Here is a 16,799-nt window from a genome sequence, read left to right on the forward strand (position 1 = left end):
TTCCAACAAGAAAACGGCGCGGAAACCCGCGCCGTTTTCTGCATCAAGATATGGCGACGTCTAATCAGCCTCTGCACCGACCGACAGCAGTGCTCCGATCTCGTGATGCAGACCTGCCGCGCTGGCAAAGACCGGCCCGCCACCTGACAGAAACGCGTCCAGGTCCCCACAATCGGAACGCCCGCCCGCTTCTTCCACGATCAACAGACCCGCGGCCGCATCCCAGGCGTTCAGGTGGGCCTCGTAAAACCCGTCGACCTGACCAAGCGCCACCGCCGCAAGGCTGATCGCGGCAGAGCCGTTGCGGCGATACTCCAGCCCGCTTTCAATCAGGCGCTTCAACAGCGAAAGGTAGTCGTCAACTGACGTACGGGCAGACCGGCCTAGCAGCAACACGGCTTGATCCAACGGTGTTCCTTCGGCCGTTCTGGCGGGGTTCTCCCCAATGTAGGCCCCCTGCTCCCGCCGCGCCCAGACCAACAGGTCGAGATCTGGTGCATAGATCACCCCCAGCTCCACCCGCCCATCGCGGCAGAACGCGATGGAAACCCCCCAATCCGCAAGGCCCCGCATGTAGTTTGTGGTGCCATCGATCGGGTCCACAACCCACAGCGCATTACCGGAACCGGAGTGCCCCTCCTCTTCGCCAAGCAGCCCATCGTCTGCAAAGGTTGCAGCAATGCGCTGGCGGATCAGCGTTTCAACGGCTACATCCGCCTCGGTGACAAAATCCTGATGGCCTTTTTCGCGAGAGAAGCTGCCGTCTTGTTGCGCCCTCATGCGCTGTGCAAGCTGCCCGGCCTCCTGCGCAAGTTCCTTGGCAAGCGCCAACCGCGGCGCAATGGTATCTGTCATTGATTTCGTCTCGTTGTATTTCTGAAAATCGGCGTCACGATCTGGCTGACGTGACTGGGTTCACGATCGGGGTCGGTGATCCGCTCACTCATGACCCTCACCGCCAGCCTGGCCTGTTCATCGGCGTCCTGGCGGATCGTCGTCAGATCATAGCTTTTCCAGGCGGCCTGTTCGATGTCGTCAAAGCCCACCACCTCGAGATCTTCGGGAATGCGTGCGTTCCAGTCATGACGCAGACGGTCCATGACCCCAAGCGCAAGAAGATCGGTTGAGCAGAAGATGCCGTCCAGATCCGCAAGCGACAGACCAATGGTGCCGCCGATGTCGTAGCCTGCATCATATGACTGCGAAGGCGCGACAAAGGTCTGGGCTGGCTGGCCAGCCGCAGCGCACACATCCCGAAAGGATGCCGCCCTCCCGGTCACGGAATACGACGGCGTCTCTGGCTCGATCACGGCAAACCGTTTGCCACCAGAGCGGGACAACATGTCAAACGCAAGGCGGCCAATCTGTTCCAGATCGGTCTGCACGGTGTCCGCGCCCGCCTCGCTGCTATCGCGGTTGATGAGCACAACAGGCACGGAGAGACTTCTGGCTTCGTTGATGATCTCTGACGAGGGCGCCGCGGAGGTAATGATCATGCCTGCGACATTATAGTTGAACAGCATGGCCACCAGGGTTTCCACCTCACCCTGTGTTTCAGCTGTCAGCAGGATCGGGCGATAGCCAAGCTTGATACATTCGCTGGCAGTCACTTTGACCTGGCGCGACCGGTAGGGCGTGTCCAAGGCTGATACAACAATGCCCACCAAATCAGACTGTTTGGTTTGCAATCCACGGGCAAGATAATTCACCCGGTAGCCCAGTTCCTTGGCAGCGGCGATGACCTTGTCGCGGGATTCCTTTGAAATCTCGGGACTGTTCGAAAAGGCACGCGATACCATCGATCGTGACACCCCTGCCCGTTCAGCGACATCAAATGACGTGACTGCTTTGCGGCCCTTATGCGCCATTCACACTGTCTCCTGCCTGTATCACTCGTACAAATTCAAAGGGCTGATGAAGGTTCACCAGATCAGGACGCAATTGCGCGATCTGCCGGAACACTTCGGGGTTGTTGCCATTGTAGGCAATCATGGAACAAACCCCAGACCCTTTCAGCTGCGCGACGCCTGAGAGATCATCCTGTGTCGTAAATTCGACCAGTGACGGGTCAAGGCTGCCCAGGGTTTCCTCAAGGCTCGCGAAATCCTGGCGCCGCATCATCAAGTGGGCCTTATCACTGACGGCGCGCATGTCCTCAAGGAGGCTATGGTCGAACGACCAGAAGAAACAGACCTCTTGCAGCCCAAAGGCACAGACCCGCTCCCAGACTTGGGCGGCGGGTGCTGTCTTTAGTTCAACATAAAGTTTACCGTGCCAGAGTTTTGCCAAAGCCAGCACGTCATCCAGCGTCGGGACTTTCTCAGCTGCATGGTGATCTGAAAACCAAGCACCGGCGCTTAGCCCGCGCAAATCGGCAAGCGCAGCGTCATTGACGCGCCCAACACCGTCCGTCGTGCGCTCGAGTGTTGGATCGTGCAGCACCACCAATTCACCGTCCGATGTGGCATGGACATCGATCTCGACATGGCTGAAGCCGGCCGCATAGCAGGCCCGGGCCGCAGCGAGCGTGTTTTCCGGCGCGACTGCGTTGGCCCCGCGATGGCACACGATCTGAACAGGCCAATCGGACGGTGGCTCAACCGGGTTGACCAATTCCGGCATGTCCGAACAGATGCCGAGGACTGGCAAAACCCGAAGGCGCGCCATTCGCTCTTTGTCCTCCTCATGCCAAAGGACAACTTGCTTGCCCTCTCGCTGACAGCGGGCAAAAAATGCGTCATTCAGCGGCGCAACAGGATCTTCCATTGCCTCCCAGCACAGGTGAATGATCTCCGCGGTCGCGGCGATCTCAAACGGATCAACCCCCATCGGAACCAATTGAGCCCTGGGATATCCAGGATTGGCCTGCTCAAGAACCGAAATGATCGCAGGATCAAACGCCCCCAATATGGCGCGCTGCACGCCATACTGCTGCAGCAGTTCACAGGTCGGGTTGGCCGCATTCGCTGCTTTTATGTCGGCATAGATCCCAAGATCATGGACCTGCGCGAGGTCCAGCACCGATGCAAGGGTCGGTACATCGCGCGGCGATACCCTGTTGTGCAGCTCTACCAGGGTAAGGTCTGCAATCGCCTCCCCCCCTGACAGTGTTGCATCATGGGTCACGACGACATGTCCATCGCGCGTCAGGTGCAGATCCACCTCGATCATGTCCGCCCCAAGCGCCGCCGCAAATTCAAATGCCTGCAGGCTATTTGGCGCGGCATAGGCGCTCGCACCGCGATGCGCGATGGACAGCGGACGCTCAGGATTGAGCCAGGTGTTCAAATTCGGTCTCCATTGGCGCTGAAGGCCAACACATTGTCCGTATCAATCCCCCAAGAAACCTGATCGCCCAGCGCAAAGGATTGGCCACTGGGTTGGATGGACCGAATGACCGTTCCGTTCTGCAATGTCACATCATAGAGGTTCTCGCGGCCCTGTGTTTCAACAAAGGTGATCTTGCCAGCAACGCCTGATCCGAATTGAGGTCCGAAATACTCGGGCCTGACGCCAAGCTGAAGCTGCGACGGCACCCGCCCCATGAGGTTCGCAGACACTGCGATCTCACCGGCGCCCAAAACGAACGTGTCCCCCACCACGGAAGCATCAACAAACGAGATCGGCGGATTGCCCAGAAACCCTGCCACAAATTGGTCGGCGGGGTTTGCATACATCTCATCGGGCTTGTCCAGCTGAACGATCTTGCCGCCCTTCATTAGCGCGATCCGGTCGCACATGGACATGGCTTCGATTTGGTCGTGTGTCACCAGGATGGCCGTAATGCCAGTTTCCAACTGAATTCGACGAATTTCCGAACGCATCTCCAGGCGCAGTTTCGCATCAAGGTTCGCCAGCGGCTCATCCAGCAAAAGCACGTCGGGCTTGCGCACCAGTGCCCGTGCCAGGGCGACCCTTTGCTGCTGGCCACCCGACAATTGGGCTGGCTTGCGCTCCAGCAATTCCGGGATGTGCACCAGCTCGGCAATCTCGTCGACTTTGCGCGCAATCGTTGCGGCGTCTTCTTTCTGCACCTTCAAAGGGAAGGCAATATTGTCGCGAATGCTCATGTGCGGATAGAGAGCATAGTTCTGGAAAACCACCCCCACATTGCGCTTTTGTGACGGCAGATCAGAGACATCACGATCCCCGAAATGCAGGCTGCCACCGTTCATCCGATGAATGCCGCAGATCGTGAACAAGGTTGTCGACTTACCGCAACCGGACGGGCCGAGGAGCGCGATCATCTCACCGCTTTCCACGGTCAGGTTCAGCCGGTCGATAACCGTCAGCTCGCCAAAGGTCTTGGTGAAGTTTTTGAGTTCGATACGCATTAGCCCTTTGAGCCTCCGCCATAGATGTTCATGAGTTTCTTCTGGAAGATCAGATAGATCGCGATAACGGGGATGGCGTAGAACATGCCAACCGACTTGAAGAGGTTGAAGTCGGGTTTCGTGTCATCAAGGATCAGCGCCGAAAGATAAGTCGACAGAACCTGCGCCTCGTTGCCGGGGGCCAAAACCAGCGGCAGCACAAATTCGCTCCACCCCGATAGGAACGAGAAAATCAGCAGCGCCGAGAGACCAGGCTGGACCTGCGGCAGGACCAACTTCCACCATACGGTAAAGCGGCTTGCTCCATCCTGCACCCCGGCCATTTCGATTTCCCAGGGAACGGTGTCGTAGAACCCCTTCATGATCCAGATGCCAAATGGCAATTCAAGCGCGGATTTCACAAGGATCACACCAATGAGCGAGTTGTACAGCCCGAGAAACTGAAGGATCAGGAAGATCGCGATGATCAGTGTGATTGTGGGAAAGGCGTGCAGAATGATCAATCCGCCCAGAAAGAAGCGCCGTGCAGGAAAGTTCAACCGCGACAGCGCATAAGCCGCAGTCAGCGAAATCGTGGTCACGGCGACTGCCGTTGTTGCCGCAAAGACAAAGGTGTTCCACGTGACAACCCAGATGCTGGAGCGCCCCAGCTCCGGCTCTTCCCAAAGAAAGCGCCAGTGCTCGACGGTAAAGCTCTCGGGCCAGATGCTGCCCGGAATCGGATTGGTGAACGTATCGACCAACTGGAACGTGAACATGATCAGCAGTGGCAAGGACACCAGCGTCAGCACGACAATCACGGGCCAGGATTTGAAATTAGACTTCATGATTGGCGCCTCTTACTGCTCGATCCGGGGTTTGGAGACGAGCTCTTTGAAGTTGAAGAACCGCAGGTAGAGCAGGCTTGCGATAATGCCGATCACCACAAGGATCAGCGCATAGGCCGCACCAAGACCATATTGCAGGTTGCCGCCGTAGTTGCTGAGCGCGGTATGATAAGCGGCCAACGCCCAAACCTCTGTGGCCCGCCCAGGTCCGCCTTCTGTCGACAGCAGAATGTATTCAAACGAGGTGAGCAACGAAAGCGTCTGGTAGGACGTCGTAAAGAGAATAGGCCAGCGCAGTTGCGGCAAGATGATATAGCGGACCTGCTGCCAGCGGCTGGCGCCATCCACCTCTGATGCATAAAGCATCGACGTCGGGATCGCCTTGATCGCAGACGAAAACAGGATCATGCCAAGCGAGGCACCGACGCAGCCATTGATGAGTACAACAAACACCCACGCATTGGTCGCAGTATCCAGCATCCAGTTGCGGGGCGCGATACCAAGGTATCCCGTCATCGTTGCAAGGAAACCGGTATCCCAAGTGAACCACTTCCACATCAGCACATAAAGAACCGGAGGCAGGATCCGGGGGAGAAACCAGATCGTGCGAAATGTAGAGGCCAGGACAGGTGGCAGATAGAATGTCGAAATCGCGAGAAACAGGCCAAAGCCGACATTGAAGGCAAGGGTCAGCGCAACATAAAGCGCGGTGTTCGCAGCGTAGCGATAGGAAGAATCCAGCGAGAACAGAAGTTTCATGTTCTCGGTTGTCCAGCTCCATCCGGTGTAGGCAAAGCTGGTTAGCGCGTCATGATCCCCAACCGGGACATTTGTCCCTGCCAAAGCCGCACGAAAGGCGTCTTCTGTATTGTACCGGGTGTTCAGGATGCTGGTGTTGAACAGATCCGCCGCTGCCTTGCGGTCGCGGGTGGAGCGGATGCGGTTTTCGCGCAGATCTTTGAGCGCGCGTTCCATGTCGCGACGGCTGTCAAAACGCGCCCCGCCATGCAGGCTGCGCAGCTCATCGGCGGTTGCCGGGCTCACAGTTTCTGCAAGCTTGGCAAGGCCCTGGTCGTTCACCTGATAGCCTGCGTTTTCCAAGGTGTTGCGGGTTTCCGTGGAAATTGCATCCTCAGGGATGCTGCGCAAGATGGATTGGTTCAGCAGATACTCCCCCCCCCGGATCCCGGTCGAGGTCGACATATTCGTGAAGGCGAAGAAAACCGTCAGAACAACCGGGGCCAGAAAGAAGAGGATCACCACCAGCAGCGCAGGCGCAAGGAAGCCGAAGCCCAATGCGGTTCGTCTGTTCATGAGTTTGGTCCAGTCAGTATTGGGAGCCGGGAGAGTATGGGAGCACCCTCCCGGCTGGTCAGTCAGCGAATGATCAGCTCATCACCCAGCTTGGCAGTGAGCTCTGCCTCCAGCTCGGCAACGGCATCTTCCGCCGACTTAACACCTGTCCAGGTCGCTTCGAGCCCGGACCACATTGCCTCCGAAAAGACACCATAGCTCAGATGGTTAGGCTGTGCGTTAGCCTCCCCCAAAAGCCGCTCAGTCGCCTCAGACGCCCAGCGGTCATCGGCGTAAAGCTCGATGTTGGATTGCTGAGCAGAGATCCCCAGATGCGCGGACTTGATCGCATGCAGCGAGTTCAGGCGCGGCTCGGAGGCGATTTTGATCAACTGAGCTGCGATCTCTTCATGGTCGTCATTGGCCTGATCAGTCACCAGATAGACCAGCGGGTGCGTGATTGTATTGGGGCGGCCATTTTCGCCACCCGCCGGGATCAGAGAGAATTCGATCGTCCCAAAGAAGTCCTGGTTGCCTTCTTTCTTGGTGTAGCGTCCGTAGTGCCAGGTGCCGCCGTGCCACAAGGCAGCTTTGCCGTTGGCCACCTCGGAATACCACTGCCCCCAATCGGTGCCGATATGGTTCTTGCGGGTCAGACCTGCCTCAACCGCGTCGGCAAAAAACTGATAGAACGCCTGCATCGCAGCTTTGTCGAGCACCAGTTTGCCCGTCTCGGGATCTTGCAGGACACCCCCGAAGGATTGATAGAATTGCCCCCAATCCGGACCGTTTGAGGGGCGCGGATAAAAGCCATATCCCTTCTCTACGATCCCCATGTCGACAGCTTTCTTGCCGTCCTCAAGAACGTTCTGCAGCGTATAGTCACCAGAGGCGACCCGCCCCGGCAGGGCTGCGATCTCCTCATCCGAATATCCGATGGCGCGCATGGTGTCCTTCCAGAAAAAGAACGGACGGCTTTCCGCATCCTGCGGCAGGCCCCATTGCACGTCATTGTAGGCCGCAATTTCCAGCAGGTTGGGGTAGATGTCATTGAGCGGCCAGGCATCAAAATCGAGATAGTCCTCAACGGGCACGATGTAACCTGCCTGGCTCCACGGCGCGATGTCGAGATGCGAGGTCACCACGATATTGGGGGCCGTGCCCGCTTCGGCTGCCAGGGTCACCCCCTGTTTGAACTCCTCCCAGCCGCCGAAATCACGCTTGCCCTCGACGGTGATGTTCAGGTCCTCGCCGCGGATTGCAGCCTCGCGCTCCAGCATATCGGCCGCCATCGCGATCGCGTCGATGCGATAGGCGTCGCTGTCATTGGACCCTCCAGCCCAGACCGTGATGGTCACATCCTCAGCAACCGCCGGAACGGCAGCAACCGACATCATCAAGGCGGCAAGTGCGCCAGTAAACTTCTTGGTCATGCAAAGTCTCCCTATTCGTCAGACCACAGAACACGTGTGCGCAGATCATTTGACGCCTGCCCCGTGCAGAATCGGATCCAGGGAAATAACGCAACATTTCCGTGACAATCCGTGCTGCAAAATTACCGAACACGTGTGCGCTCTACGGTATGCGATTCGTGATTTCAGTCAAGCCTGTAGAGATGCCGCCACATCGACCGCCCTATCAAAGCCATCGCAAGTCTCAGGAAAACAATGGAAAATCAGAACCCGCAAAATCGCAGGATCCTCCGCCACGTCACCAGGGATGCAGCCGGAACCAAAGAGAACTGCCGTCCAGAAAATGAAAGCAAACGACATGGCCCACAGCTTTATGCGCATGCAAAAGACTGGAGCAAAATGTTTTTGATTGGTGAAGTGGTGCCCCCACACGGACTCGAACCGCGGACCTACTGATTACAAATCAGTTGCTCTACCAGCTGAGCTATAGGGGCACTGGAGGTGGAGATAGCCGCTCTGATATTTGGGTGCAAGACGAAAAATGCGTTCTTGGGCAACATGTTTTGCAGAATGTTCGAATGCGTGGTCCTGCCACGTTTCCGCGACTGTTTCTCCCGGTCGGTCATTTGACCTCTTCACTCTGGCCCTTTAAACATTTCAGGAGGTTGCAGGTTATTCAGGGACACAAGTGTCATGCAGGTTATCCTTCATTGCGGCGCGCACTCCACCGAGGAGGACCGATTGCTGAAGACCTTGCTGCGCAACGTCGACCGCTTTGGGGACGAGGGGGTCGCAGTTCCCGGCCCCAGCCAGTACCGAAACCTGCTGAAAGATGGCATGGCGCGGCTGCTGGAACAGCCTGGCACCCCAATTTCGGCGGCGGCTCTGTGGGATCAGATCCTGGATGATCGTGCCGCAGAGCGTGTGATTCTGTCCAACCCACATTTCTTTGGCTCGCAGCGCCGCGCGCTCGACGGGCATATATTGTACCCAGAGGCCGAGGCCCGTGTGCGGGCGTTGCAGGCCTTGTTTCCCGCCGATCAACTGGAGCTGCATATCGCGATCCGCGATCCGGGCGGGTTCGTGCCCGGCCTGTTGGAAAACGCAGGCCCCGACCGCATCAATACCATTGCGACCGAAATCTCTCCGCAATGTCTGCGTTGGTCCGACCTGTTCGAACGGCTGAGACAGGCAGCCCCGGAGGTTGCGATCACCACCTGGTGCTATGAGGACATGCCGATTCTATGGGGCCGAATCCTGCGCAGCATGGCCGGTCTGGAAGATGGCGCACGGATCAGTGGCGGCATGGATCTTCTGGCCTCTATCATGTCCAGTGAGGGCATGCGTCGACTGCGTCAGTATCTGGCACAATACGATGAACTGAGCGAAGCCCACAGGCAGCGCATCTTTGTTGCCTTTCTCGACAAATACGCCTTGGAGGACGAACTGGTCGAGGAAGTAGACATGCCTGGCTGGACCGAAGAGATGCTGGAACAAGCCACCGAAATGTACGATCAGGACGTCGCCCGTATTTCGCAGATGGATGGCGTGACCCTGCTGTCTCTCTGATCTCAGGTTTCCGACGCAAGAGGGGAGACCCGCGCATGGCCCACCAGCCCTTCAACATCATGATCGTCGGCCAGTCCGGGCGCCTGCAATATGAGGCGGTTCTGTTCGCAGCCTCTCTGCGCCGGTTCGCCCCGGATTTTTCGGGGCGCCTGTTTGTTGCAACCCCCCAACCCGGCACGAACTGGGACAAAGATCCCAGCCTTCGCAACCAGTCTGTTTTACAAGCGCTGAGCGATCTTGACGCAGAGATCCTGCCGTTTGAATCCCGGGCTTTTGGGCAAAGCTACCCCTATGGCAACAAGATCGAAGCCTTGCTGGCGATGCCAGAGGGAGAGCGATTTGTCTTTTTCGACACCGACACACTGATCACCGGCCCGATTGATCAGGTGCCGTTTGAATTTCACCGCCCCTCTGCCTCTCTTCGGCGCGAGGGCACCTGGCCCAAGCCGACGCTGTATGGGCCGGACATGGCAGGCATCTGGCGCGCGCTTTACGATCGCTTCGGGCTTGATTTCGAGACAAGCCAGGACACGACCCAGCCGGAAAACTACTGGAAGCGATACCTCTATTTCAACGCGGGTTTCTTTTTTGGGGCTTGTCCCCGGGCATTTGGACAGCGTTTCCTGGAATATGCCGTATCGATCCGCGATGATCTGCCCCCTGCCCTGATTGGCCAGAGCCTTGATCCATGGCTGGATCAGATTGCCTTGCCTCTCGTCATTCACAGCTTTGGCGGTGCGCGGGATGTATTGCCCGAGGGGCAGCTGGACGGGGATATCAGCTGCCACTACCGCAGCTTCCCTCTGCTTTACGCCCGTGAAAGCGACGCCGTAGTCGCCGCACTTGAGGAGGTCACCGCGCCAAACAAGATCAAGAAGGTCCTGAAACAGTACGAGCCAATGAAGCGGATGATCTATCAGGGCCGTGGCGCAAAGGTCCGGGCCCTGTTTGATCGTGACAACCTGCCAAGGCGCGAACAGGCATTGCGCAACAAGATCAAGTCAGCCGGTTTCTGGATGCGCTAAGCGCCGCACGCCTGCCGACGCAGAAGACAAGCAGGAAAGACAAGGATGGACAAATTGCGCCTTGCCTTACGTGCCGTGGCAGAGTGTTCTGTCTGGCGACGAATTTAGACCACTCAGGGAGCATCACCATGTCTGAAGCGGCAAACTACGGGTTCGACACCCTCCAAATCCATGCTGGCGCCAAGCCAGACCCGGCAACCGGCGCTCGCCAGACCCCCATTTATCAGACAACGGCATATGTATTCCGCGATGCAGATCACGCCGCTGCGCTGTTCAACCTGCAGGAAGTTGGGTTCATCTACTCGCGCCTGACCAACCCGACAGTTGCCGTCCTGCAAGAGCGCATCGCGACGCTCGAAGGGGGTGTTGGCGCCGTGTGCTGCTCCTCTGGTCACGCGGCTCAAATCATGGCGTTGTTTCCGCTGATGGGACCGGGTTGCAATGTGGTTGCATCGACCCGTCTTTACGGCGGGACGGTCACGCAATTCAGCCAGACCATCAAGCGCTTTGGCTGGTCCGCAAAATTTGTCGATTTTGACGACCCCGAGGCGGTTGCAGCTGCCATTGATGAAAACACCCGTGCCGTATTTGGCGAGTCGGTCGCAAACCCCGGCGGCTATGTGACCGACATCCGCTCGATTGCGGATGTTGCGGACGCAGCAGGTGTGCCGCTGATCATCGATAATACCTCGGCCACGCCCTATCTTTGCAATCCAATCGCCCATGGGGCGACGTTGGTTGTCCACTCGACCACCAAATACCTGACCGGCAATGGCACCGTGACCGGTGGCGTGATTGTCGATTCCGGCAAGTTCGACTGGTCGGCCAATGACAAGTTCCCGTCCCTATCCCAACCCGAACCCGCCTATCACGGCCTCAAGTTCCACGAGACCTTTGGCGCCCTGGCCTTCACCTTCCACGGTATTGCGATCGGTCTGCGCGACCTCGGCATGACGATGAACCCGCAGGCAGCGCATTACACGCTGATGGGGATCGAAACCCTGTCCCTGCGGATGGAGCGTCATTGCGAGAACGCCAAAAAGGTTGCGGCCTGGCTGGAGCAGGACGAGCGCGTGGACTATGTCACCTACGCCGGCCTGCCGTCCTCGCCCTATTTTGATCGCGCAGAGGCGCAATACCCCAAGGGCACGGGCGGTCTGTTCACTTTTGCCGTCAAGGGTGGCTACGACGCCTGCGTCAAACTGGTAAACGCGCTGGAAATCTTCAGCCATGTCGCCAACCTTGGCGACACGCGCTCTCTCATCATCCACTCTGCATCGACCACCCACCGCCAGCTGACACCAGAGCAACAGGAAGCCGCAGGCGCCGGTGCAAATGTCGTGCGCGTCTCCATCGGCATCGAGAACGCCGAAGATCTGATCGCGGATTTGGATCAGGCGCTGAGCAAGGCCACGGCCTGAAACGAATAAGCGTGAACAAAAAGGCCGGGATGTTCCCGGCCTTTTTTATTTGCCCCCAGAGACTTAGTCAGCGTCTGGCAAAACGATATCGTAAACAACCGAGACGCTGTGGCTAAAGCTCAGCTCGCCCGCCTCAATCGGCATCGCGACATCCGCGCGCGCCATCTCCATCGCCATCTTGGGATATCCGCCCCCGCCATCTCGGTCGCTGATGACCCGCACCGGGCCAAGCACCACGCCTGCCGCCTCTGCCAGCTGTTCCGCCTTGCGCCGTGCATCCTTGACGGCCGCGCCACGGATCTGGTCCTGCACCTCAGAGGGGTTTTCGACCCCAAAGCTGAGACCACGGAATTCGTTGGCGCCCACCTTCAGCACCTGATCCAGCACCTCGCCGACGCGGTCCAGATCGCGAATGCGCAAGGACAGCGTGTTGGAGGCCGCAAAACCGGTGATGCGGCTGCGCCCGTCCTCGTAGTTCCGGTTCTGAGACCAAACCGGGTTCAGCGAGACCTGCTGCGTCTGCATGTCCTCAGCCGCAATGCCAGCCGCACGCAAAGCATCGATCACCTCAACCATCTTGGTCGAAACTGCCCGCATCGCAAGGCTGGCCTCCTCGGCCTCTTCGCTCACCCCCAAAACGATGGTCGCAAGGGTTGGCGCCACCGAGATCTGGGCCTGCCCAGAAACAGAAATCTGACGATCAATCCGGGTTTCATCCGCTCGTGCAACACCTGCGGACACAGCCATTGCCATGACCGCCGCAAGGAAATGTTTTGCTTTCATCGAAATGCTCCTTTTCTAAATGGCAACATGGGGATGGCAAAACCCTGCCTGCAAGGGGGAATAACCGTCTTTTCCTTTCACTCGGCAACTGTCTGCCGTATGGTCTGCACCAAAGCCTCAGCGCAGGGAACAGGCGCAGGCAAAATCGAGTTGAAGGCGCGTTTGCATCATGAAACCGGGGTTTGCACTCTCACTTTCCTCCCTTGGCGTTACCCTGCTGCAGCGGGCAGCGGGCGGATGGCACGAGGTTGGGTTTGTCTCTTTGGATGTCGACGATCTCGCGGCAGCCTTGACAGAGCTTCGTGAAACCGGTGAGCGGCACGCCAACGGCCCGATTGCCTGCAAGGTCGTCATCCCCAATGATCAGATAAGATATCTGTCGCTCGATGCCTCGGGATCAGAGGCCGACAGACGTGCTGCAGCTGAAATCGCACTGGATGGCGCAACCCCTTACCGCGTGGATGAGCTGGTCTTTGATCTGAGCGATGAGGCTGAGCGCACGCATGTAGCGGCCGTTGCCCGCGAAACCCTGCAGGAAGCTGAAGATTTTGCTGTCATGCACGGCTTCCTGCCTGTCAGTTTCGTTGCAGTCCCGGATGACATGCCCTTTTTGGGAGAACCGTTTTTCGGCCCCTCACAGACGCTTGTCTCATCTGGTGAGGACACGGTGGAGCCGGATGGCATTGCTGTCGTGAACATCGGCCCAGCCGCAGCCCCCCAAAGCGAAGCCCCGGATCGAAAGCCCGACGCGAGCATAAGCGAAGCCGCGAGCAACGAGACATCAGTGCCGGATTTGCCGACGGCTGAGGAAGCTAAGGATCTCTCCGAGCCTACAGCAGAAGCGGCAACGCAGACCACCGCCGTCACGGCCAAGGACAAGCCTGATGCCGGTGATGGCGACGCCCCTGACAAAGCGCTTCCAGACGCAGAACCAGCGGAGACCGAGGCAAAGGGCGACGCCTCAGCCGAGCCGAAACTCACAGCCAGCGCCGGTTTCTCCACCCGTCGGCGCAAGGATACTGGCGCATCCGCGAGCCTGACACCGACCCCACCGGCAGAGGGCCTTGCACCAAAGCTCGGCGCAGCAGGTGACAAGGGAAAGGCGGCGAAAGCGCAGAAGATTGCCCCGCCAGAGCCTGCGAAGGCCGCGACCAGCGCGCCTGTTGTCCCACATGCGGCCTTTGGCGCGATCCCATTGTCTGAGAGCACAAGCGCAGACGCAAAAGCGGCTAGCCCCCAAAAGGCCCCTTCGCCTTCCAGCCCCGCACCCATCAAGATCCCCCGTGCACCGCAAGCCCCCGCTCCGACGCCGGTCCTGCCACGGGACGAAGGCGATGCTCTGGACCTGAGCGACGCACCGAAGGACAAGAAATCCCTCCACGAAGCAGGCAAAGCCAAGCTTCTGGCTGGCGTTTCTCAAGGCAAAGTAGGTGGCAAACCCCGCTTTCTTGGCTTGATGCTGATGGGGGCACTGCTGCTCTTCATGGCCATCGTCGCCGTCTGGGCCATGGCGGTGTCCGGGATCGAAGACGCTGATAACACCGCGCAGCCCACGGCCGAAGACCAGCCGCAGGAGGCTGTTGCCCTCCTTGAAGATGGAACAGAACAGGCACCAGCAGCAGACGATGCGGTCGAGATCGCGCCGCAGGTCAGCGTGATCCCACAGCTCGCTGATGGTGATATTCTGCCAACCGAAGACCCCTCAGAACCGCTCACGGATACGCTGTCCAGCACCGACACCGCTGTTCTTGATGCCCTGCGCGACACGCAAGAGACATCCGATGACACCTTGGCCGAGCCAGAGACAGCGGACGCTGCAAATGGCCCTGATGCCGCCGAACTCTCGGACGAAGGGCCGGAGGACTTGGCCGCAGAGCCACCAGCTGATGACCCGCTGGCACGCGCCGCCCAATATGCTGCAACCGGAATCTGGCAGGACGCCCCGGCCGTGCCTGAAACACCATTCGCAAATGCGCTTGATGATCTCTATGTGGCCTCGATCGATTCCACAGATCTGTCAGAAGACGCGATCGCCCTGCCCGATGCCGATCGATTTCGCACCGACCTCGAACTGGATGTGGTCAGCAACCCGACCGCTGCAGGTCAGCAATTTGACCTTGATGAGCGGGGACTTGTCCGCGCCACACCCGAAGGAACGCTCAGCCCTGAGGGGGTGATGGTGTTCCTGGGCCGTCCAGACAAGGTTCCGCCGCCGACACCAAACCGCCCCGATCAGGCTGAAATCGCGGCAGAGGCAGCGCGCCTTGCTGCCCTGTCCGAATTGCGCCCCCGCAACCGCCCCACAGATCTGGTCGAACAGAACGAACGCGCGCAACTTGGTGGGCTGAGCCGTGCTGAATTGGGTGCCCTTCGACCCAAGCTGCGCCCCGCAGGCCTGAAGCCCGCTGAAGAAAACAGCCTGCCTGCCACCGCCCAAGCGGTCGCGCTATCGGTCATGCCGCGGGCCAGACCAGCAAATTTCGCCAACATCGTAGACCGCGCGAAACGCAACAGCCAGCGCAACGCCACAGCAAGCATTTCCGAAGCCGTCGCCACGGTTGCCCCCCGCACCGTTACGCCCAACATCCCCTCCAGCGCTTCAGTTGCACGACAGGCCACGCTTGATAACGCCATCAACCTGCGCCGCATGAACCTGATCGGGGTCTATGGCACTCCTTCGAACCGCCGTGCCTTGGTCCTGATGCCAAATGGCCGCTACAAAAAGGTGAAGGTCGGTGATCGTATCGATGGCGGCCGCGTCGTTGCGATCGGAGACAGCCAGCTGCAATATCAAAAGGGCAATCGCAATCACACGCTTAAGATCCCAAGCGGGTGATTTGCAAACGCTTCGTGACATAAAAAAACCGGGCCAAGTGGCCCGGTTTTTTGTTTTGTCCGTTTGATGGCATTACTCAGCCGCCTGGATCTCTCCGTTTGCGATCTGCTCACGCTCGATGGATTCGAACAGGGCTTTGAAGTTTCCTTCGCCAAAGCCGTCGTCACCTTTGCGCTGGATGAACTCAAAAAAGATCGGCCCGATCACGGTTTTAGAGAAGATCTGCAGCAGGATCTTGGTTTCTCCGCCATCCACAACGCCCTCGCCATCAATCAGAATCCCATGCTTCTGCATGCGCTCCAGGGGTTCTTCGTGGCCAACAACGCGCTCGTGGCTCATCTCGTAGTACGCGGCCGGAGGCGCCGGCATGAACTTGATGCCGCGATCAGAAATCTCGTCGGTGGAATCATAAATATCTTCGGTGCCAACCGCGATATGCTGAATGCCCTCGCCCTTGTACTTCTTGAGGTAGGACACAATCTGCCCGGTCTCACCACGATCTTCGTTGATCGGGATCCGGATGCGACCGCAGGGCGAGGTCAGCGCGCGGCTGAGCAGACCTGTGAACTTGCCCTCGATGTCGAAGAAGCGGATTTCCTTGAAGTTGAACAGCTCACCATAGAACTTGAACCACTTGTCCATGTTGCCTTTGTAGACATTGTGGGTGAGGTGATCGAGATAGTAAAAGCCCACACCGCGCGGCTTGGACTGCTTCAGCCACTCGAACTCCTCGTTATAGGGCGAGGTGTCATAATACTGGTCGATGAAGTAGATGAGCGAGCCACCGATCCCCTTGATGGCGGGCACATCCATCGTCTTGTCATCGCCATCATAGGCTTCGGCACCTTTCGCAATCGCATGCTCGTAAGCCTTTTGCGCATCGACAACCCGCCAGCCCATCGACGGGGCACAGGGGCCGTGTTCGGCGACGAACTTCTCGGCAAAGCTGCCCGCCTCAGCGTTCAGAATATAGGTGATATCGCCCTGCTGCCACAGTTCGATCCCTGGTTTTGCCTTGTGGCGTGCAACCATCTCGTAACCCATGCGGGTGAAGAGATCGCGCAGCTCCTGCGGCTCCGGATGGGCAAATTCCACGAATTCGAACCCATCGGTTCCGGCCGGATTTTCAGCGCTGATCACGGACTTTGGTGCGTTATGCGGGAAAGGACCCATCTGGCTTCCTCCAATTGGATGACTGTTTAGCTGCATCCAAAATACCGCATATCCCATGCTTGTTTTGCGCATACTACAGTGCATAATAACGAAACCCCGCGCAGTTCACGCGCATTGGGCGTAATT

General features: G+C 58.4%; 13 protein-coding genes and 1 tRNA gene. 4 read left to right on the forward strand and 10 right to left on the reverse strand.

From position 1 onward, the window contains the following. Window positions 1–60: 60 nt before the first annotated feature. The 8 genes from NIT7645_RS00700 to NIT7645_RS00740 all read right to left on the reverse strand — a co-directional run bounded on the left by NIT7645_RS00700 (window position 61) and on the right by NIT7645_RS00740 (window position 8,360). A complete protein-coding gene (locus NIT7645_RS00700; protein WP_008559539.1) occupies window positions 61–855 on the reverse strand; it encodes an inositol monophosphatase family protein in 795 nt (264 codons plus the stop codon). Further along, window positions 852–1,868 carry a LacI family DNA-binding transcriptional regulator gene (locus tag NIT7645_RS00705; RefSeq protein ID WP_008559780.1) on the reverse strand — a complete coding sequence of 339 codons (1,017 nt, stop codon included), beginning with the start codon at window positions 1,866–1,868 and terminating at the stop codon, window positions 852–854. The genes NIT7645_RS00700 and NIT7645_RS00705 overlap by 4 nt, the downstream gene beginning before the upstream one ends. After that, window positions 1,858–3,288 carry a glycerophosphodiester phosphodiesterase family protein gene (locus NIT7645_RS00710; protein ID WP_008562555.1) on the reverse strand — a complete coding sequence of 477 codons (1,431 nt, stop codon included), beginning with the start codon at window positions 3,286–3,288 and terminating at the stop codon, window positions 1,858–1,860. The genes NIT7645_RS00705 and NIT7645_RS00710 overlap by 11 nt, the downstream gene beginning before the upstream one ends. Continuing rightward, on the reverse strand, window positions 3,285–4,334 hold the full coding sequence (locus tag NIT7645_RS00715; protein WP_008558738.1) for an ABC transporter ATP-binding protein: 1,050 nt from the start codon (window positions 4,332–4,334) through the stop codon (window positions 3,285–3,287). Before NIT7645_RS00715 ends, NIT7645_RS00710 begins: the two co-directional genes overlap by 4 nt. Further along, window positions 4,334–5,161: a carbohydrate ABC transporter permease gene (locus NIT7645_RS00720; RefSeq protein ID WP_008559423.1), complete on the reverse strand. Its 828-nt coding sequence runs from the start codon at window positions 5,159–5,161 to the stop codon at window positions 4,334–4,336. The genes NIT7645_RS00715 and NIT7645_RS00720 overlap by 1 nt, the downstream gene beginning before the upstream one ends. Before the next feature lie 12 nt (window positions 5,162–5,173). Further along, entirely contained in the window at window positions 5,174–6,475 is a 1,302-nt protein-coding gene (locus NIT7645_RS00725) for a carbohydrate ABC transporter permease (RefSeq protein ID WP_008559814.1), read from the reverse strand. 62 nt (window positions 6,476–6,537) lie between these two features. After that, window positions 6,538–7,887: an ABC transporter substrate-binding protein gene (locus tag NIT7645_RS00730; protein ID WP_008560794.1), complete on the reverse strand. Its 1,350-nt coding sequence runs from the start codon at window positions 7,885–7,887 to the stop codon at window positions 6,538–6,540. A 397-nt stretch (window positions 7,888–8,284) separates the two neighbouring features. After that, window positions 8,285–8,360 (reverse strand) — tRNA-Thr (locus tag NIT7645_RS00740). A 199-nt stretch (window positions 8,361–8,559) separates the two neighbouring features. Between NIT7645_RS00740 and NIT7645_RS00745 the strand changes: the two genes are divergently transcribed. From NIT7645_RS00745 to NIT7645_RS00755, 3 genes are all read left to right on the forward strand, one after another. Next, entirely contained in the window at window positions 8,560–9,435 is an 876-nt protein-coding gene (locus NIT7645_RS00745) for a hypothetical protein (RefSeq protein ID WP_050685785.1), read from the forward strand. A gap of 35 nt (window positions 9,436–9,470) precedes the next feature. Further along, complete coding sequence (locus NIT7645_RS00750; RefSeq protein WP_050685786.1) at window positions 9,471–10,460, forward strand: GT-B fold glycosyltransferase domain-containing protein; 990 nt, start codon at window positions 9,471–9,473, stop codon at window positions 10,458–10,460. A gap of 128 nt (window positions 10,461–10,588) precedes the next feature. Continuing rightward, a complete protein-coding gene (locus tag NIT7645_RS00755) occupies window positions 10,589–11,881 on the forward strand; it encodes an O-acetylhomoserine aminocarboxypropyltransferase/cysteine synthase family protein (protein WP_050685787.1) in 1,293 nt (430 codons plus the stop codon). A 63-nt stretch (window positions 11,882–11,944) separates the two neighbouring features. Here NIT7645_RS00755 and NIT7645_RS00760 read toward each other — a convergent pair whose 3' ends face one another. After that, a complete protein-coding gene (locus NIT7645_RS00760; RefSeq protein ID WP_050685788.1) occupies window positions 11,945–12,664 on the reverse strand; it encodes an SIMPL domain-containing protein in 720 nt (239 codons plus the stop codon). 169 nt (window positions 12,665–12,833) lie between these two features. On the opposite strand from NIT7645_RS00760, the gene NIT7645_RS00765 reads away from it, so the two are divergent. Next, a complete protein-coding gene (locus NIT7645_RS00765; protein ID WP_050685789.1) occupies window positions 12,834–15,500 on the forward strand; it encodes a hypothetical protein in 2,667 nt (888 codons plus the stop codon). Between the two features lie 72 nt (window positions 15,501–15,572). Here NIT7645_RS00765 and hppD read toward each other — a convergent pair whose 3' ends face one another. Further along, window positions 15,573–16,673 carry a 4-hydroxyphenylpyruvate dioxygenase gene (gene hppD, locus NIT7645_RS00770; protein ID WP_008560374.1) on the reverse strand — a complete coding sequence of 367 codons (1,101 nt, stop codon included), beginning with the start codon at window positions 16,671–16,673 and terminating at the stop codon, window positions 15,573–15,575. Window positions 16,674–16,799: the final 126 nt, after the last annotated feature.

This window comes from Phaeobacter italicus, from assembly GCF_001258055.1.
Lineage (GTDB): Bacteria > Pseudomonadota > Alphaproteobacteria > Rhodobacterales > Rhodobacteraceae > Phaeobacter > Phaeobacter italicus.